Annotated in this window: 22 protein-coding genes and 1 tRNA gene; 8 read left to right on the top strand and 15 right to left on the bottom strand. The window is 59.5% G+C overall.

The window, feature by feature from the left end:
• Positions 1-180 precede the first annotated feature (180 nt).
• The 3 genes from K419_RS0113410 to ylqF all read right to left on the bottom strand — a co-directional run bounded on the left by K419_RS0113410 (position 181) and on the right by ylqF (position 4,362).
• Positions 181-1,596 carry a sigma-54-dependent transcriptional regulator gene (locus K419_RS0113410; RefSeq protein WP_026842051.1) on the bottom strand — a complete coding sequence of 472 codons (1,416 nt, stop codon included), beginning with the start codon at positions 1,594-1,596 and terminating at the stop codon, positions 181-183.
• The gene (locus tag K419_RS0113405) at positions 1,593-3,389 is read right to left on the bottom strand and encodes a transporter substrate-binding domain-containing protein (RefSeq protein ID WP_026842050.1); all 1,797 of its coding nucleotides are present in this window, start codon (positions 3,387-3,389) and stop codon (positions 1,593-1,595) included. The genes K419_RS0113410 and K419_RS0113405 overlap by 4 nt, the downstream gene beginning before the upstream one ends.
• A gap of 73 nt (positions 3,390-3,462) precedes the next feature.
• Positions 3,463-4,362 carry a ribosome biogenesis GTPase YlqF gene (gene ylqF / locus K419_RS0113400; protein WP_026842049.1) on the bottom strand — a complete coding sequence of 300 codons (900 nt, stop codon included), beginning with the start codon at positions 4,360-4,362 and terminating at the stop codon, positions 3,463-3,465.
• 278 nt (positions 4,363-4,640) lie between these two features.
• Between ylqF and K419_RS0113395 the strand changes: the two genes are divergently transcribed.
• Both K419_RS0113395 and K419_RS0113390 read left to right on the top strand, forming a co-directional pair.
• Entirely contained in the window at positions 4,641-5,210 is a 570-nt protein-coding gene (locus K419_RS0113395) for a ferritin family protein (RefSeq protein ID WP_026842048.1), read from the top strand.
• A 269-nt stretch (positions 5,211-5,479) separates the two neighbouring features.
• Positions 5,480-7,720, top strand: coding sequence for a thioredoxin domain-containing protein (locus K419_RS0113390; protein ID WP_026842047.1), 2,241 nt, complete (start codon positions 5,480-5,482; stop codon positions 7,718-7,720).
• Between the two features lie 14 nt (positions 7,721-7,734).
• On the opposite strand, the gene K419_RS0113385 is transcribed toward K419_RS0113390, so the two are convergent.
• The 5 genes from K419_RS0113385 to K419_RS0113365 all read right to left on the bottom strand — a co-directional run bounded on the left by K419_RS0113385 (position 7,735) and on the right by K419_RS0113365 (position 14,847).
• Positions 7,735-8,967: a (Fe-S)-binding protein gene (locus K419_RS0113385; RefSeq protein WP_026842046.1), complete on the bottom strand. Its 1,233-nt coding sequence runs from the start codon at positions 8,965-8,967 to the stop codon at positions 7,735-7,737.
• A gap of 116 nt (positions 8,968-9,083) precedes the next feature.
• The gene (locus tag K419_RS0113380) at positions 9,084-9,650 is read right to left on the bottom strand and encodes an HPP family protein (RefSeq protein ID WP_051293027.1); all 567 of its coding nucleotides are present in this window, start codon (positions 9,648-9,650) and stop codon (positions 9,084-9,086) included.
• Between the two features lie 277 nt (positions 9,651-9,927).
• Positions 9,928-11,379, bottom strand: a complete 1,452-nt coding sequence (locus K419_RS0113375; protein WP_026842044.1) for an ammonia-forming cytochrome c nitrite reductase subunit c552 — start codon at positions 11,377-11,379, stop codon at positions 9,928-9,930.
• Between the two features lie 186 nt (positions 11,380-11,565).
• A complete protein-coding gene (locus K419_RS0113370) occupies positions 11,566-12,939 on the bottom strand; it encodes a sigma-54 interaction domain-containing protein (RefSeq protein ID WP_026842043.1) in 1,374 nt (457 codons plus the stop codon).
• 408 nt (positions 12,940-13,347) lie between these two features.
• Complete coding sequence (locus K419_RS0113365; RefSeq protein ID WP_026842042.1) at positions 13,348-14,847, bottom strand: sensor histidine kinase; 1,500 nt, start codon at positions 14,845-14,847, stop codon at positions 13,348-13,350.
• A gap of 393 nt (positions 14,848-15,240) precedes the next feature.
• Here K419_RS0113365 and K419_RS0113355 point away from each other — a divergent pair, with 393 nt between their 5' ends.
• The gene (locus tag K419_RS0113355) at positions 15,241-15,513 is read left to right on the top strand and encodes a hypothetical protein (protein WP_026842041.1); all 273 of its coding nucleotides are present in this window, start codon (positions 15,241-15,243) and stop codon (positions 15,511-15,513) included.
• Between the two features lie 179 nt (positions 15,514-15,692).
• On the opposite strand, the gene K419_RS0113350 is transcribed toward K419_RS0113355, so the two are convergent.
• The 7 genes from K419_RS0113350 to K419_RS0113320 form a co-directional block, all read right to left on the bottom strand.
• Complete coding sequence (locus K419_RS0113350) at positions 15,693-16,508, bottom strand: ankyrin repeat domain-containing protein (RefSeq protein WP_026842040.1); 816 nt, start codon at positions 16,506-16,508, stop codon at positions 15,693-15,695.
• 13 nt (positions 16,509-16,521) lie between these two features.
• Positions 16,522-17,703 (bottom strand): DUF2974 domain-containing protein, encoded by a 1,182-nt coding sequence (locus K419_RS0113345; RefSeq protein ID WP_026842039.1) that lies wholly within the window; start codon positions 17,701-17,703, stop codon positions 16,522-16,524.
• Complete coding sequence (locus K419_RS0113340; RefSeq protein WP_026842038.1) at positions 17,700-18,023, bottom strand: hypothetical protein; 324 nt, start codon at positions 18,021-18,023, stop codon at positions 17,700-17,702. The genes K419_RS0113345 and K419_RS0113340 overlap by 4 nt, the downstream gene beginning before the upstream one ends.
• Before the next feature lie 292 nt (positions 18,024-18,315).
• Positions 18,316-19,641 carry a cytochrome-c peroxidase gene (locus K419_RS0113335; RefSeq protein WP_026842037.1) on the bottom strand — a complete coding sequence of 442 codons (1,326 nt, stop codon included), beginning with the start codon at positions 19,639-19,641 and terminating at the stop codon, positions 18,316-18,318.
• Positions 19,642-20,009: 368 nt separating this feature from the next.
• A tRNA-Gly gene (locus tag K419_RS0113330) sits at positions 20,010-20,084 on the bottom strand.
• A gap of 150 nt (positions 20,085-20,234) precedes the next feature.
• Positions 20,235-20,612, bottom strand: coding sequence for a response regulator (locus K419_RS0113325; protein WP_026842036.1), 378 nt, complete (start codon positions 20,610-20,612; stop codon positions 20,235-20,237).
• An 89-nt stretch (positions 20,613-20,701) separates the two neighbouring features.
• Entirely contained in the window at positions 20,702-21,256 is a 555-nt protein-coding gene (locus tag K419_RS0113320) for a class I SAM-dependent methyltransferase (protein WP_035497237.1), read from the bottom strand.
• A 563-nt stretch (positions 21,257-21,819) separates the two neighbouring features.
• Here K419_RS0113320 and K419_RS0113315 point away from each other — a divergent pair.
• The 5 genes from K419_RS0113315 to K419_RS0113295 form a co-directional block, all read left to right on the top strand.
• On the top strand, positions 21,820-23,082 hold the full coding sequence (locus K419_RS0113315; RefSeq protein WP_026842034.1) for a hypothetical protein: 1,263 nt from the start codon (positions 21,820-21,822) through the stop codon (positions 23,080-23,082).
• An 85-nt stretch (positions 23,083-23,167) separates the two neighbouring features.
• Positions 23,168-23,440 carry a DUF4242 domain-containing protein gene (locus K419_RS0113310; RefSeq protein WP_026842033.1) on the top strand — a complete coding sequence of 91 codons (273 nt, stop codon included), beginning with the start codon at positions 23,168-23,170 and terminating at the stop codon, positions 23,438-23,440.
• A gap of 310 nt (positions 23,441-23,750) precedes the next feature.
• Positions 23,751-24,026 (top strand): ribbon-helix-helix domain-containing protein, encoded by a 276-nt coding sequence (locus K419_RS22060; RefSeq protein ID WP_026842032.1) that lies wholly within the window; start codon positions 23,751-23,753, stop codon positions 24,024-24,026.
• A gap of 31 nt (positions 24,027-24,057) precedes the next feature.
• On the top strand, positions 24,058-25,014 hold the full coding sequence (locus K419_RS0113300) for a Tim44 domain-containing protein (RefSeq protein ID WP_026842031.1): 957 nt from the start codon (positions 24,058-24,060) through the stop codon (positions 25,012-25,014).
• Between the two features lie 109 nt (positions 25,015-25,123).
• The coding region (locus tag K419_RS0113295; protein WP_026842030.1) for a transposase at positions 25,124-25,376 on the top strand (253 nt) is incomplete at its 3' end.

Below are 25,376 nucleotides of genomic sequence, written 5' to 3'. Positions count from 1 at the left end.
ATTTCGCAGGGCTTATTTCGGATGGCGGGGACAATAGCCCCCCCTCCCTTGACGGGCCTGCGCGCCGTAGCGCTTCGGGCCGCGAAGGCGGGAGGGGGAGGTGACAGGAAAAGTGGGAGCTAGAGCAGAGATAACCGACGGCAATCGAATGGGAGCCGAATAGGAGACTGTTACGAGGAGCTAGCCGTGGCGCATCTTCAGCCGCTTGCTGAGGGCGGGTTGCGAGATCCCCAGAAGCCTCGCCGCCAGGGTCTGGTTGCCGTTGGCGCGGTCCAGCGCCTCCTGGACCAGGAACGCGGCGGCGTCGCTGAAGGTCGGTAGTTCGTCGAACCCGGAGAATGGGTTTTGTTTCGGTGCTGCGGCTTGCATGGGTCCAGCCTCGGCCTGGGCCGAGTCCACTGCCTTGACGAAGCTGTCCATGGAGAGCATGCGATCCCGGTGCACGCTGACCGCATCGAAGACCATGGCTTTGAGCTCGCGGACATTGCCGGGAAAGCTGTAGGTGCCAAGGAACTGGGCCAGCCCCTTGGGCGGCGTCGGCTTCTTTTTCCCCAGCGTCTCGGCGGCCTCCGCCAGAAAATGTTCCAGCAAAAGCGCGATGTCGCCGCGGCGCTCCCTCAGGGGAGGGATCTGCACCCGGTGGGTGCGCAGCCGGTAGTAGAGATCCCGGCGGAAGGAGCCGGCGCTCTCCTTGGCGGAAAGGTTCTGGTGGGTGGCGACGATGACCCTCGCCCTCAGGCGCTTGGGAAGATCGCACCCCAGTGGAAAATACTCGCGCTCCTGCAACAGGCGCAAAAGCTTCACCTGGGACGGGATGGAAAGGTCGCCGATCTCGTCCAGGAACAGGGTGCCGTCCGCCGCCTCCTCAACCATCCCGCGCCGGGCCTGGTCGGCGCCGGTGAAGGCGCCCCGCACGTGCCCAAAGAGGGTGTCGGCGAAGACGGTGTCGTCCAGTCCCGCCACGTTCACCGTGATGAGCTTGCCTCGGCAGCCGCTCAAGCGGTGCGCAGCCTGGGCGATCAATTCCTTTCCCACTCCGCTCTCCCCCGTGATCAAAAGGGGCTGGGGGCTCTTGGCCACCGCCTCGACGTAGGAGAAGATGTCCAGCATCGAGCGGTCCGCGGTGACGATGGAGGAAAACGCTTCGGGATGGGAGAGTTCACGCGAGATGAGGCGGCTGGAAACCTCCTGGAACTCGCTTCTCATCTCGACCATCCGTATGGCGCGCAGCACGCCCCCCACGATGCGGTCCGCCTCGTCCGTCTTCACGCAATAGTCGAAGGCTCCGAGTTTCATGCATCGCACAGCGGTCTCCACCTGGTTCAGCCCGCTCACCACGATGACGGCGATCTCCGGGTGCTGCTCCGCTATCTGCTTCAGCACCTCCTCGCCGGAGAGGTGCGGCATGGTCATATCGAGCAGCACCAGCCCGATCCCCCCCTCTTCCAGGAGGGAGAGCACCTCGCGGCTGTCGCTGCAGGTCTTGATGTTGTTGATCCCGCCGTAGGTCTCCAGGGTCAGCGCCAACGAACCGAGCCAGTCCGGCTCGTCGTCTACCAGCAGGATTCCAAAACCGGGATAGACGTTCTCGCTCATCCGTTGTTCTCCTCGTGGTACACCGGTAGGGTGAGGGTAACCGTGGTCCCCTCCCCGCTGGACTCGAATTGCAGGGTTCCGCCATGCTCCTTGACTATCCCCGCCGAGACGGAAAGCCCAAGGCCGGTCCCCCCCTGGTCCTGCTTCGTGGTGAAAAACGGATCGGTCAGGCGCGACAGGTGCTCCGGGGCAATGCCGGTCCCCTCGTCACGCAGCCGTAGGACCACCTGATCCCGGAAGGCGTCATGCCAGGTCGTCAGCTCGATGGCCCGCTCCGGGTCGGGAAGCGCCTGGCAGGCATTCAGGATCAGGTTGACCAGCACCTGCTCGATGCGCTGGCGGTTCCCCCGGATGCGCGGCAGCGACTTGCGGTACTCCGCGCTGAAGCGGGTGGTGGCCTTGTGTATGGTCGGCTCGACCAGGCGTACCGCGGCCTTAGCCGCCGCGTTCAGGTCCAGGATCTCGTTGCAATCCGTTTCATCCCGGCGGGCAAAATCTTTCAGGTCGGCGACGATCCTTTTTATGCGCTTGCCGGCGTCCTGGATCTTATCCAGGGACCGGGGGATCTCCTGGCGCATCCGTGAATAGGGGAGCCCGCCGCAGGTGAAGTCGCCGTTTTCCTCGTAGTAGCGCTCCAGGATCTTCACGGCGTCGCCATGGAACCGCTTCAGGATCGGGACCTCCAGCAGGATGACCCCGGTCGGGTTGTTGATCTCATGGGCGACGCCGGAAACCAGCACCCCCAGGGCCGCCATCTTGTCCGCCTGCACCAGTTGCTGCTGGTTCAGGCGCAGTTCTTCCTCCACCTGGCGCCTTTCGGCGATCTCCCGGGTGAGGTCCGCCGTGCGCAGGGCGACCTGCCGGTGCAAGGTGCGGGACCAAAGGGCGAAGCCCCCCAGAAGGAGCACCAGCGGCACCACCACGACCGCCGCATATTTCGCGAAGGTCCACCAGTCTATCAACTGCGGTTCCACGACCCCCAGCCACCGGTTGTGAATGGCGTCGTACTGGCCGGTCTTCTTCAGTATCGCCAGCCCCTCGTTGAAGCGCGACAAAAGCTCGGCGTTCCCCTTCTTGACCGCATAGCAGTAGCGATGGGTGGCGACGTTGCGCAGCACCGGGACCAGGTTGGATAGCTTCAGCTCCCGGATCATGTACATCCCGGGAACGATGGCGACCACGGCGAACTCGGCCCGGCCGGAAGCGACCATCCTGAGGGCGTCGGCCGGGGTGTCGGTGAGGTTCAGCTTAGCCCCCACCCCTTGCCGGACCAGGTAGTCGTGCATGATCCCGCCGCGGTGCACCGCCACCGTCTTCCCCTTCAGATCGGTGAGGGAGGCGAGGTAAGGGGATTCCTTGCGGGCGAAGACAGCATGGTTGACGACGGTGTGGGGGACGGAGAAGTCGACTTCCGAGGAGCGCTCCATCGAGTACGACATTCCCTGCAGCACGTCCACCTGCCCGCTTTGCAGGGCGCTGCGCATCCCGGCCCAGCCGCCTAGGCGGAACTCGACCTTCATCCCCATGACCTCGGCTATGGCCCGGGTGAGGTCGACGTTGTAGCCGGCAGGATGGCCCGATGTGTCGATGAATTCGTAAGGGGGGTAGTCGCGGTCGCCGCCGACGATGACCGTCTTCACGCCGGCCGCCGATTCGGCTGCGCCGCAGACGGGGACGGCGAGCAGGGCCCAAAGGAGCAGTTGGGCTATGACGAGCAGAGGCGGCCGCCGCCGGCAGCGCGGCAAGATATAGCAGGCAAAGAAGAGGGATACGGATTGACGGAGTTTTCCCATAGTGGTGATCTTCCCCCTCCCGACCTCCCCCCTCCGGAGGGAGGAGAGCTGGTGGATGGCGGCTGGCGGCTGATCAGAAAATCTGCTCCTGTGGCCGCTCGTCGATCCCTGCCATCTTCAGCAGTTCGGCCTCGATGTCGGCCGCGGTCCCGGGCTCCTCGAAGCTGATCCGCCCCGCCTTGCCGGCCCTCAACTCCCTCAAAAAGGTCTCCGCAGCCCGATGCACGTCGACAACGCCGCCGGTCATGAGGCAGCCGAGGCAGCGTCCCACCGCCTCCACCACCTCGTACGGCAACTCCGGCAATTCCGCCAGCTTGTAACGCTCCTTGAGCAGCTCCGGATAGCGGCGCATCATGTAGGCCGCGGCAAAGACGCCGACGTTGGTGTAGTCGAGCGCATTGGCGCCTATGGCGCCGCTTGCCGCGAGCCGATAGGCACCCCCCTGGTCGTCCATCACTGGCCAAAGAAGCCCCGGGGTGTCGAAGAGCAGTATTCCATTTCTCAAGTCGATCTGCTGCGGCTTGAGCGTCACCGCCGGCTTGTCCCCCACCTTGGCGATCGATTTTCCCGCCAGGGTGTTAATCAGCGTCGACTTCCCCACGTTGGGGATGCCGACCACCATGGTTCGAATCGGGTAGCCGGGGTTGCCGCGGTTGGGGCAAACCTGCTTGATGAGCTTCACGAGGTTCTTCACCTCGGGGATGTTCTTCGCCACCAGCGGCAAGGCGCGCACACCGGACGCCTTCTGGAAATGCTGCACCCACGCCCTGGTGACGGCGGGGTCGGCCAGATCGTTCTTGTTCAAAACCTTGATACAGGGCTTGTTCCGGCGCACCTGCTCCAGCAGGTGGTTGGAACTTGAGAACGGAAGGCGGGCGTCGAGCACCTCTATGATCACGTCGATCTTGCGGACCAGCTCGGAGATCTGCTCGAGGGCCTTGCTCATGTGCCCCGGATACCATTTGATTGTCATTTACTCTGTTCCTCTGTTACGTGAATTGCTGCAAGCGGGCCACCATACCACACACGGCGCCGAAAGTGGGCATTTTGTCTGTCATTGGAAGGAGACGCAGCCTTCGCACATGAACGGCCAGGTGGATGTGCCTCATGACCGCCCCGCCACCACCCCTTTAATATTAACCAAGTTGACTCCCATTACCAGTGAAGCTACCATAGCGAATGTTAAAAAGTTGTAACCAAAACAGGTGCATGCGGCTGACCTTGAGGGGTACGACTTTAAAGGAACGTAAGATGCGAGACTTCATTGCGGAGGCGGTGCGTTTTGCGGTGATCATCGAGAAAAAAAGCTACGACATCTACCGGCAGGCGGCTCTGGAGGTAGTCGACCAGACAGGCAAACGGATCTTCGAAAAACTGGCGCAGGACGAATCCATGCACATTGACTCACTTTTGTGGCAGCATCCTGGGACCTGGTGCAGCGATCTCAAGCAAAAGCAAGAGCCCCAGCCTGGGGTCGAATGGGACCTGAACGGGCCGTCGGGAAACAGGCTGTTCGACCAGTTGCGCCTTGCCCTCCTTAATAAGCGCTGGAGCATCGGTTTTTACACCACCCTCCTCAGGACCTTCAAAGAACCCCTAATTTGCCGCGTTTTCGAGGTGACTCTCGCGGTGGCACGCAATGAATTCAAACTGATCACCGACGAGTACCTGCAGGCCGACGCTTCCTATGGCACCCCCCCCGATAATCGCCCTCCGCGCAGGGTCCACATGAGGGAAGGTATACTCGCCTCCCCCCCTAACAAGCACTCGGAGCTGTACTTCTCCATGCTCGACGCAGGCCGCTCTTCCCGCCAGGGATAGCAGCATTGGCGCCACTTTCCTCCCCTTCCCGGCTGTAAGGTTTCTTCCTCGCACCACGTCAAACCTGCTAAAGTAAGACCTCGTACGAAATCCGTCCGCGGCATCCTTGCCGCCGCAGGGGGACTGGCTCCGCAAGGTGCCTGTCCCCTTTACGATCTACACCGCAGCCAGGGGACTGGCTCCGCAGGTGCCTGTCCCCTTTGCGATGTTCCCACTTGACGACGCGGCGCAATGCCGCCGTACACTCCATCTTCACCCGGAGGTCAACCATGAAAAACGAACATCTCTATACCCAGCTCCCTGGCAGCGACGAAGTCCCCCCTCCCCCCGACGAGCTGTTCGAACAGGCGCGCCGACGCAAGGGGGAATCGTACCGGCCGCGCACGCGGCATCTGGCACCGGGGGGGGAGGCAAAGTACCTGAACCGCCTCTTTCTGGAATCAAGTCCCTACCTCTTGCAACACGCCCACAACCCGGTGAACTGGTTCCCCTGGGGGGACGAGGCCTTCGAGCTGGCGCAGCGGCTGAACCGGCCGGTTCTGGTCAGCATAGGCTACGCTACCTGCCACTGGTGCCACGTTATGGAAGAGGAGTCCTTCGAGGACGAGGAGGTCGCGCGCTTTCTCAACGCAAACTTCATAGCCATCAAGGTGGACCGCGAGGAGCGCCCAGACGTCGACACCGTCTACATGACAGCCGTCCACGCCATGGGGATGCAGGGGGGATGGCCGCTCAACGTCTTCGCCACCCCGGACCGAAAACCCTTCTACGGCGGCACCTATTTCCCCCCCCGCGACTACGCCGGCGGCATTGGCTTTTTGAGTCTCTTGCAAAGGATTCGGGAAACCTACCGGCAGGCCCCCGAGCGGGTGACCCACGCGGGTGTGCAGCTCACCGAGGCAATTCGCGGCATGCTGGCGCCTATGGGAAGCGAACCACCCCAGAATGAGATCTCCCTGGAGCGGGTGATCGAGGCGTACCAGGAGCGCTTCGACGCCAAAAACGGCGGGGTCGTGGGCGCTCCCAAGTTCCCCAGCTCGCTCCCTTTGGGCCTTCTGCTTCGCGACCACCTGCGCCGGGGAGACAAAAACTCGCTCTTCATGGCGCAATACACCCTGCGGCGCATGGCGGCGGGGGGGATCTACGACCAGGCCGGGGGGGGCTTCCACCGTTACGCTACCGACTCGGCCTGGCTCATCCCGCATTTCGAGAAGATGCTCTACGACAACGCCAGACTCGCGGCAGCCTACCTGGAGGGGTATCAGGCGACAGGGGATCCGCAGTTCGCAAAGGTCGCCCGGGAGATTCTGGGCTACCTGCAGCGCGACATGATGAGCCCGCAGGGAGCCTTCTACTCCGCCACCGACGCGGACAGCCTCACCGAGGGCGGTCACCGGGAAGAAGGGATCTTCTTCACCTGGACGCCGGAGGAATTGGATGGGGCGCTAGGCGCGGAGCGCGCCCGGGTCGTCGCCGCCTGCTACGGCGTCACAAGTGAGGGGAACTTCGAGGGGCGGAGCATTCTGCACCGGGAGAAGAGCATGCAGCACCTGGCTGAAGAACTGATGCTTCCAAAGGAGGAACTGGAGCGGTTGCTGGACGAGGCCCGAGAGGAACTCTACCTGGCGCGGCAGCGGCGCCCGCTTCCCTTAAGGGACGAAAAAATCCTCGCCTCCTGGAACGGCCTCGCCATATCCGCTTTCGCGCGCGGGGGGCTGGTGCTGAACGACCCGGCGCTTCTGGACGCGGCACGCGGGGCGGCGAATTTCATTTTGGAAAGCATGATGTCGCAGGAAAGGCTTTGCCACAGCTATCAGGAAGGGGAGGCGAAGGGAGAGGGTTTCCTCGATGACTACGCTTTCTTCATCGCGGGGCTCATCGACCTCTTCGAGGCGACCGGCGAACTCCCCTGGCACAAGCACGCGCTCGAACTGGCGCAGCAGGTGCAGGAGCAGTTCGAGGACAGCGAGGCGGGCGGCTACTTCATGACGGGCCCCCATCACGAGGAGCTGATCTCCAGGGAGAAGCCCGCCTATGACGGCGTGATCCCCTCCGGCAACTCGGTGATGATCATGAATCTCCTGAGGCTCAACGCGCTCACCGGCGAGCAGTGGATGCTGGACCAGGCGCAACGGGCACTGGATGCCTTCTCGACCCAGCTTGCCTCCGCCCCGACGTCACTCTCGGAGATGCTCATGGCCCTCGATTACCTGCAGGACCTTCCGCGCGAGATCGTCATAGTGGCGCCGCAGGGCAAACGCGAGGCGGCCGGCCCGATGCTGGAAAAGCTGCGCGGCGTCTTTCTGCCCAACCGTGCCCTGGTGGTCTTTTGCGAGGGGGATGAATTGGAGCAGGCGGGAGAACTGCTCCCGCTGGTAAGGGAGAAAAAGGCGGACGGCGGACGCGCCATGGCTTATCTCTGCGAGAGCCGCAGTTGCCGCCGCCCCACCAGCGACCCGGAGGAGTTCCATCGGCAGTTGCAGGAGACGCAGTCAAAGGTGAGGGGCTGACGCCGTGTCTAAGGTCAGAGGGATAGCCAATGCATCCCGGCTGCGGCCGCGGCTATCCCGCAAAGGATCTGCGTGAAAGGGATCTTCCACCTGCGTTTTTTCAGTGCCTGCTGTGCGACGAAGCTCCGCTCCCTCAACACCGCATTCCCCTTCTTCTTTTTGAACGACATCTTGAGACGCAGCCGGTTCAGGTAGGTGATGGGGGCTTTGGCCCCCTTCTTCTTGCCCGCCAGGGTCTGTGCCGGCGCGAAGAGCAGGTCCACCAGGTGGTTGGTCGGGGTGTGCTGCTCCAGCGCCTGGACGCACCCGGCGCAGTAGGTGATCACCCTCCTGCCGTCCGCCTCCTTCTTGCGCAGCTCACCCCACTCCCCCGCCAGCGAGGGGTTCAACAGGTTCACCCCGCCCCCCTTGCCGCAGCAGACCGTCTTCTTCCCCGCATGCTTCATCTCTTCGACCACCAGTCCCTGGCGCTCCAAAAGCGTGCGCACCGCCTGGTGCACCGGCTCTGAATTGCGGATCACGCAAGGGTCGTGCACCGTGACCGTCCCCGCCACCCGCTCCGGCTGCAGCCCCGACTCGGCCAAGGCTTCCCATACCGTGCGCACCCGCATCCCGTGCCCCAGGCGCTCGAACATCACCTGGCAGTTGGGGCAGGCAACCAGCACCTCCCGCACCCCGTGCCGCAGGAGCCAGTCGTTCATCTCCTCGAACATCGAATTCACGTACTGCTCGCGCCCCAGCGAATAGGAGGGCTTGAGGCAGCAGTCGAACACCACGCCTACAGTCGGGTCCGCCTGGTGCATGAGCGCCAAGAGGTTGTGCACCGCGTCCGGGCGCGTCCCCGGCAGCGAGCAGCCGGGGAAGAAGATGGTCTTGCACCCCTCGGGGAGCCGGTAGAGGCTGAACCGCCGCGAGGTCCCCACCTTCTCGTAATTGAGCAGGGGTTTATGCTCCGGATACGCAACCAGGTCGCGGTCCACCGCCTCCCGCCGCATCTCCAGGAACATGCCGTCCACGTTGAGCTTCTCCGGGCAGACCGCGGAACAGAGCCCACAGAGGTTGCACTCGAAGGCGCGGTGCAAGGACATGGAATCGGCCGGGTCGAACTCTGCGGCTATCTTCTTGGGGGTGCCGTATTTGCGCAGAAAGGCGCACTCGCGGACGCACTTCCCGCAGTTGGTGCACCCCTTGATGTTCGTTTGGCAAAGACTCTGCAGTGGGGATCTGACCGGCGTGCTCTGTTTCATCTAGGTGGGAGACCTCTGGTTAATTAATGGAATTGTTGCTGACGAAGCAGGATAACAATTGCCGTCACAGTAAGGCAAGCGCCATTTGATTCCAGCGGACTAATCTCCACTCCCCATTAAAGCCAATGCTTCGGATAGGAGCGATGATAGACGACGTTGTTGGTAAAGCAGGCGACGGCAAGGAGTATCAGCGCCCCCGCGAGAACCGGCAGCAGCACGAAGCCTGGGCCTGCCGCACCCTGAACGCCGATGAGCGCTGTGGCACCTCCCGGGGGATGGGTGGTGTGGGTGAGATTCATCACGAAGATCGAGACACCCACGGCGATGGCCATGGTCACCGGCGTCGAACCTGCCAAAGCCACCACGACCACCGCCACCATGGCGGATAGCAGGTGCCCGCCGACCAGGTTGCGCGGCTGGGCCAAAGGAGACTCGGTTGCGCCGAAAAGGAGCACGGCCGAGGCTCCGAAAGAGCCGATCAGCAGGGGATGCCCCAAGATGGCGGTGGTCTGGCAGATCGCCATGATGCCCGCAACGGCGCTCACGAGGCTCCAGAAGGCGTAACGGAAAGACATCGGAGGGCGCACCCCCCGGATGGGCGCCCGGCACTTCCGCGGGAGGCGGGTAAGCCTTCTCTTGAGCGCGACCTTCCTGCGCATGACGATGCTGATGCGTCGCTTCATCTGTTGCTCCCTCCAATGCTACATGACAAAAAAAGGCTGATAGGTGCCGATCCGGGGCCGCAGGGAGGCAGCATGCCCCCTGGTTCCCAAGCTCCAGCTTGGGAACCCCAGGCAAAGCCAAGCTCCAGCTTGGCACCCGGGGGGAAGCTGGAGCTTCGACAGGCCTTGCGTTCCCAAGGTGGACCTTGGGAACGAGATCAAATTCGCAGACGAACCTGAAAAAAAACCGGGGAGCCGCCTGCAGCGGCTCCCCGCATCTTCGTGCTACAGGTTACGCCTACTTACCCGCCAGCGGGTCCTTGATCTCGTGCTGCGGCTTGAACATCAGCTTCTTCACGCCGCGGTTGTTCAGGTACTTCGCCAATTCAAGATCCACCTGGGCCGGCGCCTCTATCCCCGCCTTCGCCAGGAGCTGGCGCAGCAGCGCCTGAGCCTGCGCGGCATGGCTCGCCGCGTCTGTCATGATGCGGCTCGCCTCAGCCGGGTTATGGAAACCGGCGGAATTCTCCGCACCGATGAAGACCACCCGGTAGAACACCTCCTCGTAATGGTCCTTGGCCTGGGCGTAAAGGGTCGGGTCCAGCGTCCTTCCGGCAGCCCCCGCCTTGTGCGCGGTCTCGAAGAGTTTCGCAGCGGTGGCGGTGGCATACCCAGCCCGGATGAACTGGGACATGACCCGGTCCTGGATGGCGAATACCTTGTCGCGCAGCGCGTCGGGCGTCTCCTCGTGGCACTGCTTGCACGCCTTGAGATCGTTCTTCAAGGGGCTCATGACGCGGTGGTCGGAGACCTTGCGTCCGGCAACCTCCGCCGAGGGCATGTGGCAGTCGGCACAAGAGGCGCCGGCCTGCCAGTGCGGGCTGTTCCGGGAGAAGAGCTCGAACTCAGGGTGCCTGATGAAGGCGAGCTTGAAGCCGGTGACGCTCTGGGTCCATTCGCCGCTGGGCGGGTTGTTCCGGAGCTGCTTTATGATGTTCTCGATGCTGATATCCCCCCAGGCGCTACCCTGCCACGGGAAGAAGACGTCGGTGGACTTGACCGCCGCGTCCTTGGGGATGCTGTAGGTAACGTGACACTGCGCACAGACCAGCGTGCGCATGTCCTGGCGCGTCAGATGCGCCTGGTCCACACCGAGGGCTTTCAAACCCTTCCCGAGGGTAAAGCCGCGGGAGATCTTTAGCGAGGACGCGTCGCGGTTATCGTGGCAATCGATGCAGGAGACGCCCAGCTCCTGGTGCTCCTTGGGTATCTTCGCCCTCACCTCCTGGTACGGTTTGGCGAAATAGTCCTTCCCCATCTGCCCCTGCAGGATCGGCGCATAAGGGGTCTTGCAGGTCAGGCAGGAGCCGCCCGCCTTGTACCTACCGGGATCCACTTCGAGCTGATCCTGCACCATGTAGCGGTGGCCGCGCGGCTCCCGGTATTCCGATCCGAAAGCCCATCCGTTGTAAAGGAGCGCCAGGAACGGGTACTCGTCGAGCTTGTCCGGAAGTTCCTCGCCCACGTCCCACCCCTTCTTGTACCTGCTCTTCCCAGCCGGGGTTGGTTCAGCCGTCTGTTGCCAGAGCCGGTACTGTTCCGGATAGACCTCGCCCCACTTCGCAGGATCGATGGTCCCGTCCGGGATCACCTGGGTCGACGCGGGTTCGATCTTCTTCGGGGTACAGCCGTAGCCTGCGACCACCAAGCCCGCCAGCGCCAGCACAACGCATCCTCGCAGCATCCTCATTCCATTCTCCTCTCGTTTTAGATTTCAGGGCTTTAACACCCTATTCCTTGAGCAGGTAGCGTGCCAGGGGAAACGATGACCTAAGTGGTTGGAATTTGGGCGGTGATTTAAAGGACGTCGGGAACCGGCGTGGCCTGCCGGTAACGTGTTGTTACCGGCAGGTAACAGGAAGGGAATTGGATGAGTCTAGCCGCTCAGACGCTTCATCTTCTTCCAGAGCGTCTTTCTGGAGATGCCGAGCAGGCGCGCGGCCTCGCCGCGTTGGTTGCCGCAAAGCGCCAGCGCCTCCTGGATCAGCTCGGCCTCCCGGTTGCCCAGGCCCGCCAACAGCATCGGCCCCGGCGCCGGTTGCAGGGGCGCCGCCGATGGGCGGAGTTGTGCCGCGTGCTGCGCGAACTCGGGGGGGAGGTCGTCGACGCCGAGCGTGTCTTCGGTGCAGAGCGCGGTGGCGCGTTCCATGGCGTTTTTAAGCTCCCTCACGTTTCCGGGATAGGGGTGCTTGAGGAGGGCCTGCTTCGCCTCCCGCGAGAGCTTTAGCTGGGGGCGGCTCATCTCTTCGGAGAACCGGGTGAGAAATACGGTCGCCAAGGGGAGGATGTCCTCAAGCCGCTCGCGCAAGGGGGGGAGGTCGATGGGAATCACGTTGAGGCGGTAGAAGAGGTCTTCGCGGAAAAGCCCCGCCGCCACGTCCTGGCGCAGGTCGCGGTTGGTGGCGGCGATGATGCGGACGTCGACCTCGATCTCCCTGTTGCCGCCGATCCGCTCCACGGTCTTTTCCTGGAGCACGCGCAAAAGCTTCGCCTGGGCCGAAAGCGGCATCTCGCCGATCTCGTCCAAAAAGAGCGTGCCGCGCTCGGCCTGTTCGAACTTCCCCTTGCGCTCCCGCAGCGCGCCGGTGAAGGCCCCCTTCTCGAAGCCGAAAAGTTCCGATTCCAGCAGGGTCTCCGGAAGCGCCGCGCAGTTCACCTTGACCAGAGGGCCTGCGCTGCGCCGGCTCCTTTGATGCAGTTCGCGCGCCACCAGCTCCTTTCCGGTGCCGCTTTCGCCGGTGACCAGAAGGGTCGATTCCAGCGGCGCAGTGGAGCGGATCACCTGGAACACCGGTTGCATGGCCCGGCTGCGGCCGATCATCCCGCCGCAGGCGTACTCGGTCAGGAGCTGCTCCCTGAGCACAGAGTTTTCCTCCTTCAGGCGCTCCCGCTCCGTGATGTCCCTGCTGATCATCAGGGTGCCGACGAAACGCTCCCTCCGGTCGCGGATGGGATAGTAGCAGTTTTCGAAGCTGCGCCCCTTGGTCTCCAGGGGGCGCGTGTGGGAGGCGACGCTTCCATCGCGCAGCCTGGCAAGTATCGAGGCGATGCGCTCGCGGGCCGGCGGCGTATGGATAGAGAGGAGGTCGCGCCCCAGGAATTTTTCCGCCTTTATGCCGCGCACCTGCTCCGCCGCCGCATTCACGAACACGATCCGGTTCTCGTGGTCCGCGAAGATGATCCCTTCGCCCATGCTGGTCAGTATCGCCTGGTAGACAGCAGCTCCAGGCCCGTTTTCCGTTTCAGACATCTTTGCCCCCCGTTACCATTTGGTAACAGGATAGTAAAAGCCCGCTTGGCGATGGGAATTGACACAGGTCAAGAAAGCCGAGTTGCCCAGTGCCGGAGGCATAAAATAACGAAGCCTGAGCGGCTAAAACTCCGTTCAGGCTTCAGGGGCATGCATATTTTTTGGTTCCCTGTAGTTCCTTGCTGGATCACTATGCGGCGACGCTGTGGCAATTGCAGAGGGTCTCGACCCGGTTTCTGCCGGCGTGCTTCGCGCTGTACATCGCCTGGTTGGCCCTCTTCACCAGGCCTTCCCGCCAGCGAAAGCGCCATCACCGCGGTCCAGCAAAGGACGAGCATGAGGGAATAGGCGCCGGGGTGGTGCGGGATGAACCTCTGGATCAATTTGTTCATATGGAAAAAGCTACCTCTAGCTGCTGTCTGTTTTCAACGTGAAGAAAAAAGTCGCTCCCTTGCCTGTTTCACCCTCACAGCCGATCCGGCCGCCGTGTCGGGCGATGATCCTTTTCACCGTCGCCAGGCCGATTCCGGTACCGGCGAATTCCGCGGCATTGGGGAGGCGCTGGAACGCTTCGAAGATCCCCCCGGCGACGGCGTTGTCGAAGCCGATGCCGTTGTCGCGGACGAAAATCTGGGACTCTCCGCCGATCTCCCTCATCCCCACTTCGATCTCGGCAACGGGGCGGGTCCGGGTGTATTTCCAGGCGTTTCCGAGCAGGTTCTGCATGACCACCCGGAGCAGGTCCGGGTCCCCCTGCGCCTCCAGCCCCTCGGCGATACAGAAGACCGCCTTTCTCTGCACCTCGGCAAGCCTGAGCTCCGTCTCGATCTCCCTGGACAATGCGGTCATATCCACCATGGTGGACTTGATCTCGTTTCGGACGATTCGGGAAAAATTCAAGAGCGTAGTGATGAGCCGCTCCATTTTTTGCGTGGACGAAAGCATGATCCCGGCATAGCTTCTGGAATCTTCAGCGCTTAGCTCCGGCGCTTCCCTGATCAGGTTGCAGAACCCGTCGATCACGGTCAGTGGCGATCTGAGATCGTGCGAAACGGCGGAGCAGAAGGCGTCGAGCTCGCGATTTGCCGCCTCAAGCTCAGTAGTGCGGGCCAAAAGATCAGCGTTCAGAGCCCTCGTGCGGCGCTCGGCCTCGTTGCGCTCGGCGATGGTGCGCCTGAGGCTACCCGCCCCCACGCAGATACCTGCAAGCCCCAATAACCACAGGATGGAGAAGCTCATCGCGCTCAGAAGCGAATTTTGCCTGGCGATGGCCCAAAGCGGCTCCATCGGAACCGCCACGCTCAGCCCGCCGCGGATGTCGCCTATCCGATACCCCTGATCGCCATGGCACTTAAGGCACTCCTTCTCCGTTACGAGCGGCTTCATCAGGCGCAGATAACTCGCCCCGCCCATCTCCTCGACGCTATCCGCCTCGCGAGACCCGTTGGTGAAAGACGCAAGCGCGTCCCTCTCCCACGGGTCCGGGAAGTTCTCCGGCCGAATCGGGCGCAGGCTGGTGATATGCCCCTTCACCCCGTACGTCTCCGACGCAAGCTCCAGGGCCAGCCGGGTCATGTAGGCCGGATTTACCCAGGTGAGCCTTCTGCCGTCGGTGGTGACGATATCCCGTTCCGGGAAGCGCGCCAGGTACTGGTTGGGGTGGACCCTCGGAGATACGGGAGCGTAGACGGCGCCGAAGGTCGCGTTCCAATGGCGGTAGATCACGTCGCGCTGGTAGTCGCTCCGCGCCTGGGTCCTGGCGGTTTCTATAGCCTGCGACCGTTCGTGGCGCAGGTTTATCATCAAAAGGACGGCGATCACCAGCGTCCAGCCGGCGGCCAACCCCCATTCGTAATATTTGAGCGATCTGGGCGGGGTAATTTCCGCCCCGATTTCGCGATTTTCCACACAACCTCCCGCGCATTGCTATCCGGATCGTGCCATGGTACGGGAATGGGCTCCATCCGGAATTGACGAGCGTCAAGAAAGAGGGGAAAAGGAGACAGAAACGAATGAGAGGGGAGAGTTTCAGAAATGTATGGTAACGATTACTTCTTTTGCCGGCTTGGAACTTCTTTTCCTAAAGACACCGATGTTGCAGTCGGTAGTATGAGCGTTCTCACAGGACGGGCTGAGAAATGGGCGTTTGATGAGTTCGAGTGTGACATTAAATAACGCAACTATCTCTTAATGCACACATAAAATAAATAATATCTAATTGAGCATATTCCGTAGCACGGCTTGACACAGATGGCGCCAATGCTATGTTTCTAAAAGGAACTTCTATCTAAGGAGGGTACGATGAAAAAAGCAGCGTTAGTAGTAATGGCAGCCTTCGTTATGACAAACACCTCTTTGGCTCTGGCAATAGAAAACATGAGCAAGAATGAGTGCCTGACGATTTCGAAGAACTGCAAAGACGAAGTGGACAGCATTCAGCAACAAATTACAAAGCTCAATGCGGAAATCAAGAAAGGTACCAAGGTCTATACGCCTGAAGAGTTGAAGGCTCTCCACCAAAAACTGAAGGACATAAATGCCACTCTCAAAACTCTGAACAAACCTGGCAAGTAGGGCGGCAGTAGTTGTGAGGCAGTGAGCAAGCGGGATTCCGCAGGTATGCGTAAGTTCGGCGCTCGTTGCTCCACTTGCCGCGCAGACGAAAAGAGGGCCACAGTTTCCACTGTGGCCCTTTTGAGTTTTTTAACCTATTTGGCTTGGAGGTACAAGACGGGTTGCCATCGGCAAGGTGACTATGGCTGCAGAGGATGAAGCCTGATCTTCTCTTCAGCTGCATCTGTGAAGAAACTGCGGCGGTCTTCAGGGTTCGTGAGCTTACTCAGAATCAACTCCCGCATGCTTAGAACCTCTTTCCAAAAGCTGCGTATATTGGGACTTCCTTCCTTGATCTTGAATTCGATTGATTTTAGCGGGGTTTCTCCACGCGTTCCCCTAGCGGCTACGTCAGCCCCCATGTCAACTAGTTCTCTTGCTTGCGCATAGTCACCACCTTCTATGACATATGTCAGCAGTGACTCTCCGTTACTTCTACGGACATTGACGTCACCGCCGCGTCTCAGCGCCAACTTCAGACCCGGCCAATGGTTGAAATCGGCGAAGAAGAACATATACGGCGTGCCATGGCTAAGTATTTGGTTCGGATTGTACCCTGCATCGAGAAGCGCCTCTAACGCAGCTGTTTTGGGAGGGGTATAGTGCATGGATATGGCGAACACTGCCGGCGAGCCTGCATCCGGGATCACTTGATTCGGGTCGGCTCCGGCACGCATCAAATTGATGATAGCCTGACGATGTGCGGTTATGACAGCCAAACCAAGCAGTGTCAGTTGCTGTTGTCCCGGAGTATTCACGTTTACACCAGTCTTGACGAGGTTTAACAACTGTTCAGTCTCACCTTGCTGAGCCAGCTTGTACGCTTCCAACTGTTTCCCCGTGAAATATTTCTCTGGTTCCAAGTTTTTACCTCCAGCCGGTGTAATCGAAAAAATAACAGCAAGTAAAGAAGCAGCGAGAACACCGAGCACCTTTAGCTTTTTGCCTACTTGCATGGCCACCTCCTCACTATGGTCGAGAGTCGCTGTACTCCTGCAGCGCCTTCTCATCCGATGCTTTGTCGCGTTCCAGAGCCTCAATCACCTGAAGCATCGAATGCGCTTCTGAATCGCTTTGTTCAGTACATGGTACGCTCAGATTCGGATCTATAGGGGCAAGTTCCCGCGGTGGTCCATTCGTTATCGGAGTCTTCATAACAAATGCTGAAAGCCCATGTTGTTGTGCGTAAAAAAGCGGATCTGTTTTCACTGCGTCTTGCGTTGATGGGATGACGGTTCCATCTTCGCTTCTGCTGACAATCGTCGTTCGATCTATACGCATCTGCTCCGGCTCTACCCCTACGGTTTCCTCATACTGTTTAGTGTTGAAGCCTGCTGGATTATAGACTCTGGCTGAGCATTTAGATGTAGCGGCAAATGCTTGAGCTTCAGATCCACCTTTTGAGTGACCGGTTACGCTCACCAAATCGTCTATAGCAATCCCCATCTCATCAGCCCCTGCTTTTAGAAAGTTTCCGAGACGAGCAGCATTCTTTTGATGGGGAGCCTCGAAACCAAACTCGTTGCGCCCGTTATTGTTCCAGTCACGTTCATCGCATGTTGACCCGCGGAAGGCAACTGTGTATTTAGGCCCCGGTCCCAGCACTTCCGTGTCGCGCTCATAGATCATGATCTTCTGGGTCGGGCAGTCCTTGTTTTGCATTAGTTTTTCAACCTTTTCGCGATCAACACCGAAGTCTGTCGCCACCTGATCCAGCGACACATTCTTGAATCCAGGCGGTGGCTGGTCACGCAAAGGTTTCAGAAATGATGCCTGCTTCGCCGGATCCTCATTCGCCGTGTAGGCATGAAGGGAGAGCTTAGCATCTTCCACCCGGTCCATGTCTTCCGCGAACCGGTTCGCCGTTGCCAGAAGCTGCTTCTTCCTTGCCGGGCTCTTCTCAAGGGCGGCGTTGTTCTGGGTCTTCCTGATAAGTTCACGGCGTTTTTTCCTCCGCTCGGCCTTCTTCGAAGTCACGCACTTCGTCGACGGGGACCCGGCTGGTTCGGTAGGATCGGAGCGGTCGAGAAGCGCATTGTACTCCCGTATCGACTGCCGCAGCCTGAACTCCGGCGAGCCCGTGTCTTTCGGCGTCGCCACCTCACCCAATTTCCCGGCCAGGTCTGCACCCCAGGAAGCAATAAAGTTCATAACTCGCCAATCCTTATCATCTGGATCAGATGGGCCTTGTCCGCTTCCGCTAGCGTCGGATCTTGGAGGACCCGAGCGTACGCCGGTACCTCATATGGATTCACCTTGTCAGATATCTTGAGGATGACGTACATCCCCGCCAGTCTCTCAGTCTTTATTCCCCTTTGTTCCGCCTCGTCGAGCGCTTGAGCTACTCTGACACAGAGTATTTGGCGGTCGGTGCCAAGGAGGACAGAACCGACATCTATGAGCATCGTAACCATTCGATCAACGAACAAAGCGCGGCCGCAACGCTCCATTAACTCCGGTCGAATATCCATGGCACCTCCAAAAATTAAAACTTACAAAATATAACCGGTGTCACGGTGGCGTCAAACTGATTGAGTATTTTTTTGTGTCATAGGGGCTAGGAGAGAATATGGCGGAATGTCGACTCAATGCGGTTGAAAAGTACCTGTTTATGGTCTGCACGGTGAAAAGTAAGAAGCTGAATGTTTCCGTTGATTGCACTCATGACTGTTGCCGGTGAGAGCAGCCGAGGGTGGTATGAGGAAAAGACAGGGGGAGGACCGGGCAGGGAGCCCGGTCCCCTTTATGCATTCTGGTCGGCGGTTACAGGTCCGTCAGGGTCTTCAGGAACTGTATCAGCGCCATTCCCTCCTGGGGGGTAAGGCCGAGATTACCCATGTCGGTCCTGTTGATGTTTTCCGCCACTTCCGGTGCAGGGAAGCAGGTTGCACCACCCATGGCGTCCTTGGGCGGGTTCGGGGTGTCGCAAATCGGCAGAACGTCCCTTAAGTTATAGAAGTGCACGACCTCCTGCAGACTTTTGAAGTGGCCGTTGTGGCCGAAAGCCTTGACGAACTCAGGGCTCGGACGCTTGTCCACGTTGCGCAGCGTCGGGGTCTTCTGTTTGCCCATGTTCTTGTCTGCCAGCGCGCTGTAGTCCATCGACGCTCCGGCGCTGGCCGTCATCCCCGCCGTCTTGGCCAAGAATCCGCCCAGCCCCTGATCGACCCACTTCTCCCCTTTCGGGTTCCACTGGCGCGGCATGTCGTAGTATGGGTTCTCAGGATTGGCAGGCACGCCCAGGTTGTGGTATCTGAAATCGGTGAAAAGCGGAAAGCGGCTTCCGTTCATCGGCTGCAAGAAATGACAGGTGGAGCACTTCCCCTTGGTGTTGAAGATCATCAAACCCTGCAGTTCCATGTCGGTCAGCCCGCGGTTTTTGAACCGGGTCCAGTTCGTCATGTTGATCATGGGAACCGGCGGCATCTTCCCCTCGGAGTTCTTCCAGAAGGCATCGAACTTGGAGTTGAAGGCGCTCACCTCCGCGGAGCGCTCATAGGCCGCGATAGAGCGGCCAATCCTCTGGTAGGTGCCGTCCACGTCCTTCACGCAGTCCAGGGAACCTGCTCCCCAAACCTCTTCGAACTGCGTCGCATAGCCGGTCCTCAGAACGTTCAGACAGACATGCTTCGCGTTGGGGTTGTTCTGTTCGAGCGGGTTCAGGAAAGGGCCCATCGCCTGTTCGGCGAGCGGATCCCCCATCACCCATCCCGACGCCCGGCCATCCCAGAACATCCCACCCACGAAAACATCCTGCATGTTGCCGCCCATGCCACCGCCCATGGAACCGGCTTTGTGCAGGACCGGGTTATATCCGGCATAGGCCGCGGTAGGAGGTTTGCGGTTGCCCGCCCTCGTGTGCACCGCTCCCGGAATAGCCGCACCTGCGGCGTTGACCTCCGAATCCGACCCGGTCCACCCCGTTTCAGGGCTATGGCAATCCGCACATGACTGCCCTGGAGGATTGGAAAGAGACTTGTCGAAAAAGAGATTCTTGCCCAGGCTCTCCAGCGGGGAAAGTTCCACCGCAGCTACCGGTGCTGCTACCAACATAAGAGACAGCGTCGCCAGTACGAGTTTTGAAATCATCTCTTCCTCCTTTGGGTGTAGTGACTCGAAGCTTTAGTTATAGTAGGCGCAGACCTGGTTCGTGACACAGTTGTGCACTGCCTATGCCAGTGTTGCTGCTCCAGTTATAGCAAATAAAAGCAGTCAGTTACACCAGTGACAGATATACAAGGGGTGCGAATAAAGGTAGGTGATTTGGGGAAGAATACGGCGGGATTACGGGCCAGTGCAGGGGGAAGAAGCTGATGGTAAAAGAGAAACTACTGTCGCAGTTTCATACACCCTTTCACGAGGAAATACCTTTGACGCTTTTTCACACAAAACAGTGAGAATAGTCCTCAGGCAAAAAAAAAGGGCCACAGTTTTCACTGTGGCCCTTCTGAAATTTTTGGAGCGGGAAACGGGATTCGAACCCGCGACTTCAACCTTGGCAAGGTTGCACTCTACCACTGAGTTATTCCCGCTCAACGAGTCCTGTCTTATAGCAAATCGATTTCCGGCAGTCAACACAAAAGCTGCTATCAATGTCGAAAAAATTCCGAGACAATAAAAAGGCCCGAATGCTTCGAGCCTTTTTTTCCTCACGGTTTTCTCCTGCTACTTCATCAGATCAACTACTTGCCGGTCAAGAGCTTCCTTATGGTCTCGTAGACTTCCTTGGGAACGAACGGTTTCATAAGTATCGCCTTGGCGCCGGCATCCAGCGCGGCCTGGGTGTCACTGTCGAAATCGGAGGCGCTGGCAACCAGCACCCTCGCATTCTTGTCATGGGCCACCATGTCTCTCGTCGCATCTATCCCGTTCTTGTCGGGCATGTAGATGTCCATGATGACGATGTGGGGGCGCAGGGCCTTGAACTTCTCTACCGCTTCTGCGCCATCCGCCGCCTCGCCTACTACGGTGAACCCAATCTTCTCCAGCAGATCACGCAAAACCTTCCGGAAAAATATCTCGTCATCTACTACCAGAATCCTTACATCTTTTAAAGCCATGCCTGCCTCCACACGGAAAACCGCAGCTCACCTGGACACGCCTTCTACCCTACCTTCTACACATTTACCAAGTCGACAGGTTTTATGTCTTAAAATTTCCTCTCTGTCAACCGATAAACTGCAGCTAATGCATGCGTGCTGTAGTAATGACAGATGCGCTCGAAATTGTAAGGAACCAGAAAGCGGTCAAGATCGTCGTGTGTGTAACTGCGGGCTTTATCGTCACAGCTCATGTAATGATGCAAGGGGGATCCGCAACTCACGTCATCGGGCCTGCTGTTGACTTCGATGAGGAAGTATCCCCCTTTATGCAGGTTCGCCACCACGTTCTCAAGGTATTGCTTACGTTGCGCCCGGGTCTCGATGATGTTGAAGACGTAGGTCGAGAGCACAAGATCTACATTCAGATCGCTTTGCGCAAGTTCCGAGACGTCAAGCAATCGCTCCAGGGCCTTCGCCCTTGTATGAGCCTTCAGGACCTTCACCTGCTCGGGGACGTCGGCAGCATAGACGGTGAATCCCTGTTCTGTCAGATAGAGAGCGTTCCTGAGCGACCCGGTGCCGTAGTCGAGCACCCGGTTCGCCCGTGTCAGCCGGAAAAATCTGGTATAGCGAATGATGCTGGTCGCAGGCTTGATGATCATCTCTCGCCTCCTCCGAGGCCTTCCCCGACAGCCACAGGCGCAGGCCTCTTCTTATTCCCGCGGACAATTGTATAGCATCGCCGGAAATTGTTAATATGCACTAACCATTTGTTCTATTTTGCTTCAGTACCGCAGCGGACGATTGCCGTGCGCCAAGGTGGAACACAGTCATTGTTCCAAAACCATTATTAGTTCCAACTTGTACCGCACTCACTGTTCCGTTTTATGTCACAACAACAGCCATTCCGCCCCACCTCTAATATCACTTCCAATCAACTCCTTTCTGTTTACAGATAGTAACGGCAGTCTCTTTGTAAAATACGAAGCTCCAGATGGATTTGGAACGACAGTTGCTATAAAGGCATTTTATTTCACTGTATGCAAACATTCAGCGAAAGAAGCTGTGCTATAGCGTCGCCCAGGGATGACTGTTGCGGTGGACCCATAGCAGCGTGATCAATGATTGAAAGAACGATATTTGCTTCAGTGAAACAACTCAGAGGCGAATGTCGAGTTTAGAAAAGTTTCAATGCGTCACGTGAATCAATCAATCAGGAGGAATCATGCAGAAAAAGAACATCGTCATGCTGGCGGCCTTGGCTGTCGCGACCGCAGCCTCCTCGGCCCACGCCTTCGAGATCGGCGGAGCCAACGGCTGGAAGTTTTCCACCGACGGCTTCCTGAACGTCTTCGCCACCTATGAATCGGTGGGGCAGCGGCCGGTGGGGGTAACAGGCGGCTCCATCGGCGGCGACCAGACCGGAACCGGGGAGGGCCAAGAGCAGTTCAGGGTGCGTACCGGATTGCTGCCAGTTGGATTCGGGCTGAACATCAAGGCCCCCACCACCAACGGGGTCGATTACGCGGTGCGCCTGGGCATGTTCCCGCAGGTCCAGAATAACGGCGGCAGCCGCACCGACCTCGCACCCAACATAGATTTCCGCGAGATCTACATGACGGCAACCGGCGACTTCGGACAGGTCCTCGCCGGCCGCGCCATCAACCTGTACCAGGCCAAGAACATCCTCTCCGACATGACCCTCTTCGGGGCAGGCGTGATCGGGCCGGTCGACAACGGGCCGACCATGGGGCACATCGGCTACGGCTACCTCTACCCCAACTTCGGCGCGCAGTTCAGGTACACCACGCCGGAACTGCGCGGCTTCAAGGCGGCCTTCAGCGTCAACGACACCAACAACATAGGGGCCGCGCCGATCCGCAACGTCCCCCGGCTGGAGACCGAACTCTCCTATGCCGCGTCCTTTACCGGCGGCAAATTCCAGGCCTGGGTCTCGGGCCTGTACCAGCAGGCGAGCTTCTCCTCGGCGCAGACCGTCACCGTTCCTGTCACGCTCAACCCGGACGGCAGCATCACTCCCGAGCACACGGTCCCCGCGGTGCGTCCCGGCGGCACAGTCACCTCGTTGGGCGGCGCGGGCGGGGTGCAACTGGACGTAGCCGGCGTGCAGTTGCTCACTTCGTGCTATGGCGGCAAGGCGCTGGGGATGCTGGGGATGCAGGGAGCGGACGCGCTCTCGGCGGACGGCAAGGAGAGGATCAACTGGGGCTTCCTGAATCAGGCCACCTATCAGGTCACCCCGGTGGTCAAGCTCGGCCTCAACTACGGCCAGAGCAGGGCGGAGTTGGCGGGAAACGACACCGAGCTGAACATCCAGAAACAGCAGGCGGCAGTGGTTGCCGTCACCTACAACATCAACCCGTTCGTACAGGTGATCGGCGAGTACACCTGGGCCCAGGACCGCTGGTATAACGGCGCCACCCAGGACGCGAACATCGGCGCAGTCGGCACCTTTATCTACTGGTAGGTCGACAGGAGCGCCGGCTGGTCAAGGCCGCGTGCTCCCACGGGATAACGGCCGCAACAACAGCATCGAATCAAAGGAGAAGCACATGCCCAAATACGTAATCGAACGCGAACTCCCCGGCGCAGGGAGCCTCACCCCCGACACCCTGCAGGCCATTTCGCAGAAGTCCTGTGCGGTCCTCGATGGACTCGGGTCGGGGATACAGTGGCTGCACAGCTACGTGACCGACGACAAGATCTACTGCATCTACCTCGCGCCCAATAAGGAACTGATCCTGGAGCACGCCCGGCAGGGAGGCTTTCCCGCCAACAGCGTCGCCGAGGTCCGCACCGTCATCGACCCAACCACGGCGCAATAGCCCACTTTACTGGGATGGCCAGTTCGTATACTTTTTTTCGAAGAAAAGGTTGACATAGCTTCGGACAGTTAATATTATGGCCACCTGTAAAGGGGAGTAGCTATCGGCCGGAGAAATGGCCGACCCTTGGTTCGTCAAGACGGTGGCAACACCCGGACCAAGGGATACGGATTTCATCTAACAGCAAGACCTTTACCCAAGCGAAGACATTCGCCGTGGATAAAGGTCTTTTTTTTTACCCCGGCCTTTCCCAAGCGCCTTAACGGCGCGCCCCGATGCGGGTATTGCATCGTTGCAAAAAGGAGGATAAATGCACAACGAATCAAGCAAATACGCTGAAACAGCAGAAAGAAAAATGCCTGGCGCCAAAAGAAAATCGCCGCGCAAGAAAGTGAACCAGGTTCTGAAAAACGTGGTGTCGCTCCGGGTAAGCGACCAGGAGAAAGACCTGCTGGAGCGGCTCACCGCGTCCACCTCGCAGAACGTATCCGACCTGGTGCGGGAGGCTATCGGCTTCTGGCTCGCCAAGCGCCAGGGGCAGCGCGCGGCCAAGACCTTCAGGCACACCCTGCAGACCAATCCCTAATACAACTAGACACACAAGGAGACACAACAACATGAAACGACATCTAGCAAGAGCATTCACCCTAGCCGCAGCAGTCCTGTTCCTGAGCGTGACCGTGCTGGAGATGGGCGCCGAGGCACGGGTCGGCGGCGGCCGCTCCATGGGGAGCCGCGGCACGCGCAGCTATTCCGGTCAGGCGGCTCCGTCCTACGCGCAGCCGCAGGGGAGCGCCTACCGGCGGCAGGTCCCCCCGACAGCAGGCCCGATGCAACCGCAGGGCGGTTCTTTCCTCCGCTCCATGGCTGGCGGTATCGCCGGCGGCCTTCTGGGCGGGATGCTCTTTCGCGGCATGGCAGGCGCGGGCGGCGTCGGCGGAGTTGGAGGCGGCATCGGCATCTTCGAGATCCTGCTCCTGGCCGGCATCGGCTACCTCATCTACCGCATGGTGAAAAAGCGCAGAAGCGAGGCGGCGCTGCAGGGCGCAGGCAGCTACTCCTATGGCGGTTACGAGCAGCAGGGCGCCACCATTGCCGCCCCGTATCGGGTGATTGAGCCGTCCTATAACGACGTCGCCACCGGCCTTTCGCACTTGCGTCAGATGGACCCCGGCTTCGACGAGGGGCGCTTCAACGATCAGGTCATGGACAACTTCTTCAAGATCCAGGGTGGATGGATGAACCGTGACCTTGCTGTCCTCGCCCCGTTGGTGACCGAGGAGATGAAGGGGATCTTCCGCGACGACATCGACCGGCTTTTGCGCGACAGGCAGGTGAACAGGCTGGAGAACATAGCAGTGAGGAACGTGGAGATCACCGAAGTCTGGCAGGAAGCGGGGCAGGATTACGTCACCGCCCGCATCTACGCCAATCTCCTCGACTACACCACCGACGAAAACGGGCAGGTAATAACCGGAAGCAAGACCGAGCCGGTTAAATTCGAGGAGCTCTGGACCTTCGCGAGGCCGGTAGGAAACAACCCCTGGCGCCTGTCGGGGATAAATCAAGTCTGAGAGGCAGATTAAGATTAAGACTAACAGGTTGTTGAAAAACTAAGTACAGAAAAGAGCAGTTTTATGGTACACTACGGCGCGTAACACATTGCAATCACAAAGGAATGTTATGCGCGGCGAGGACAATAAGACAGAAGCTCTTTTCACATATGTGACCCCCGAATCCTTCGTTCCCAAGGATCATCCCCTCCGGTCCATCAGGAAGATGGCTGATGACGCCTTGGCTGGAATGGACAAGCTCTTTGACAGCATTTATGCCTCTGCTGGTAGGCCGTCCATCCCGCCGGAAAAGCTGCTCAAGGCTCAACTGCTGATGATCCTCTACTCGATCCGCAGCAACCGACAACTTGTTGAGCAGATCC

Origin of the sequence: Citrifermentans bremense R1 (genome assembly GCF_000426865.1) — a bacterium.
Lineage (GTDB): Bacteria > Desulfobacterota > Desulfuromonadia > Geobacterales > Geobacteraceae > Geomonas > Geomonas bremensis.
Note: the sequence above shows the minus strand (reverse complement) of the source record. Positions and strands in the feature narration are given on the sequence as shown.

Coding starts and splice junctions, on each gene's coding strand:
- K419_RS0113375 (WP_026842044.1), bottom strand. CDS start 11,379: ATGAGGATGCTGCGAGGATGCGTTGTGCTGGCGCTGGCGGGCTTGGTG.
- K419_RS0113345 (WP_026842039.1), bottom strand. CDS start 17,703: ATGAACTTTATTGCTTCCTGGGGTGCAGACCTGGCCGGGAAATTGGGT.
- K419_RS0113315 (WP_026842034.1), top strand. CDS start 21,820: ATGCAGAAAAAGAACATCGTCATGCTGGCGGCCTTGGCTGTCGCGACC.
- K419_RS0113300 (WP_026842031.1), top strand. CDS start 24,058: ATGAAACGACATCTAGCAAGAGCATTCACCCTAGCCGCAGCAGTCCTG.
- K419_RS0113390 (WP_026842047.1), top strand. CDS start 5,480: ATGAAAAACGAACATCTCTATACCCAGCTCCCTGGCAGCGACGAAGTC.
- K419_RS0113380 (WP_051293027.1), bottom strand. CDS start 9,650: ATGAAGCGACGCATCAGCATCGTCATGCGCAGGAAGGTCGCGCTCAAG.
- K419_RS22060 (WP_026842032.1), top strand. CDS start 23,751: ATGCACAACGAATCAAGCAAATACGCTGAAACAGCAGAAAGAAAAATG.
- K419_RS0113355 (WP_026842041.1), top strand. CDS start 15,241: ATGAAAAAAGCAGCGTTAGTAGTAATGGCAGCCTTCGTTATGACAAAC.
- K419_RS0113310 (WP_026842033.1), top strand. CDS start 23,168: ATGCCCAAATACGTAATCGAACGCGAACTCCCCGGCGCAGGGAGCCTC.
- K419_RS0113395 (WP_026842048.1), top strand. CDS start 4,641: ATGCGAGACTTCATTGCGGAGGCGGTGCGTTTTGCGGTGATCATCGAG.
- ylqF (WP_026842049.1), bottom strand. CDS start 4,362: ATGACAATCAAATGGTATCCGGGGCACATGAGCAAGGCCCTCGAGCAG.
- K419_RS0113385 (WP_026842046.1), bottom strand. CDS start 8,967: ATGAAACAGAGCACGCCGGTCAGATCCCCACTGCAGAGTCTTTGCCAA.
- K419_RS0113370 (WP_026842043.1), bottom strand. CDS start 12,939: ATGTCTGAAACGGAAAACGGGCCTGGAGCTGCTGTCTACCAGGCGATA.
- K419_RS0113410 (WP_026842051.1), bottom strand. CDS start 1,596: ATGAGCGAGAACGTCTATCCCGGTTTTGGAATCCTGCTGGTAGACGAC.
- K419_RS0113325 (WP_026842036.1), bottom strand. CDS start 20,612: ATGGCTTTAAAAGATGTAAGGATTCTGGTAGTAGATGACGAGATATTT.
- K419_RS0113320 (WP_035497237.1), bottom strand. CDS start 21,256: ATGATCATCAAGCCTGCGACCAGCATCATTCGCTATACCAGATTTTTC.
- K419_RS0113405 (WP_026842050.1), bottom strand. CDS start 3,389: ATGGGAAAACTCCGTCAATCCGTATCCCTCTTCTTTGCCTGCTATATC.
- K419_RS0113350 (WP_026842040.1), bottom strand. CDS start 16,508: ATGCAAGTAGGCAAAAAGCTAAAGGTGCTCGGTGTTCTCGCTGCTTCT.
- K419_RS0113340 (WP_026842038.1), bottom strand. CDS start 18,023: ATGGATATTCGACCGGAGTTAATGGAGCGTTGCGGCCGCGCTTTGTTC.
- K419_RS0113335 (WP_026842037.1), bottom strand. CDS start 19,641: ATGATTTCAAAACTCGTACTGGCGACGCTGTCTCTTATGTTGGTAGCA.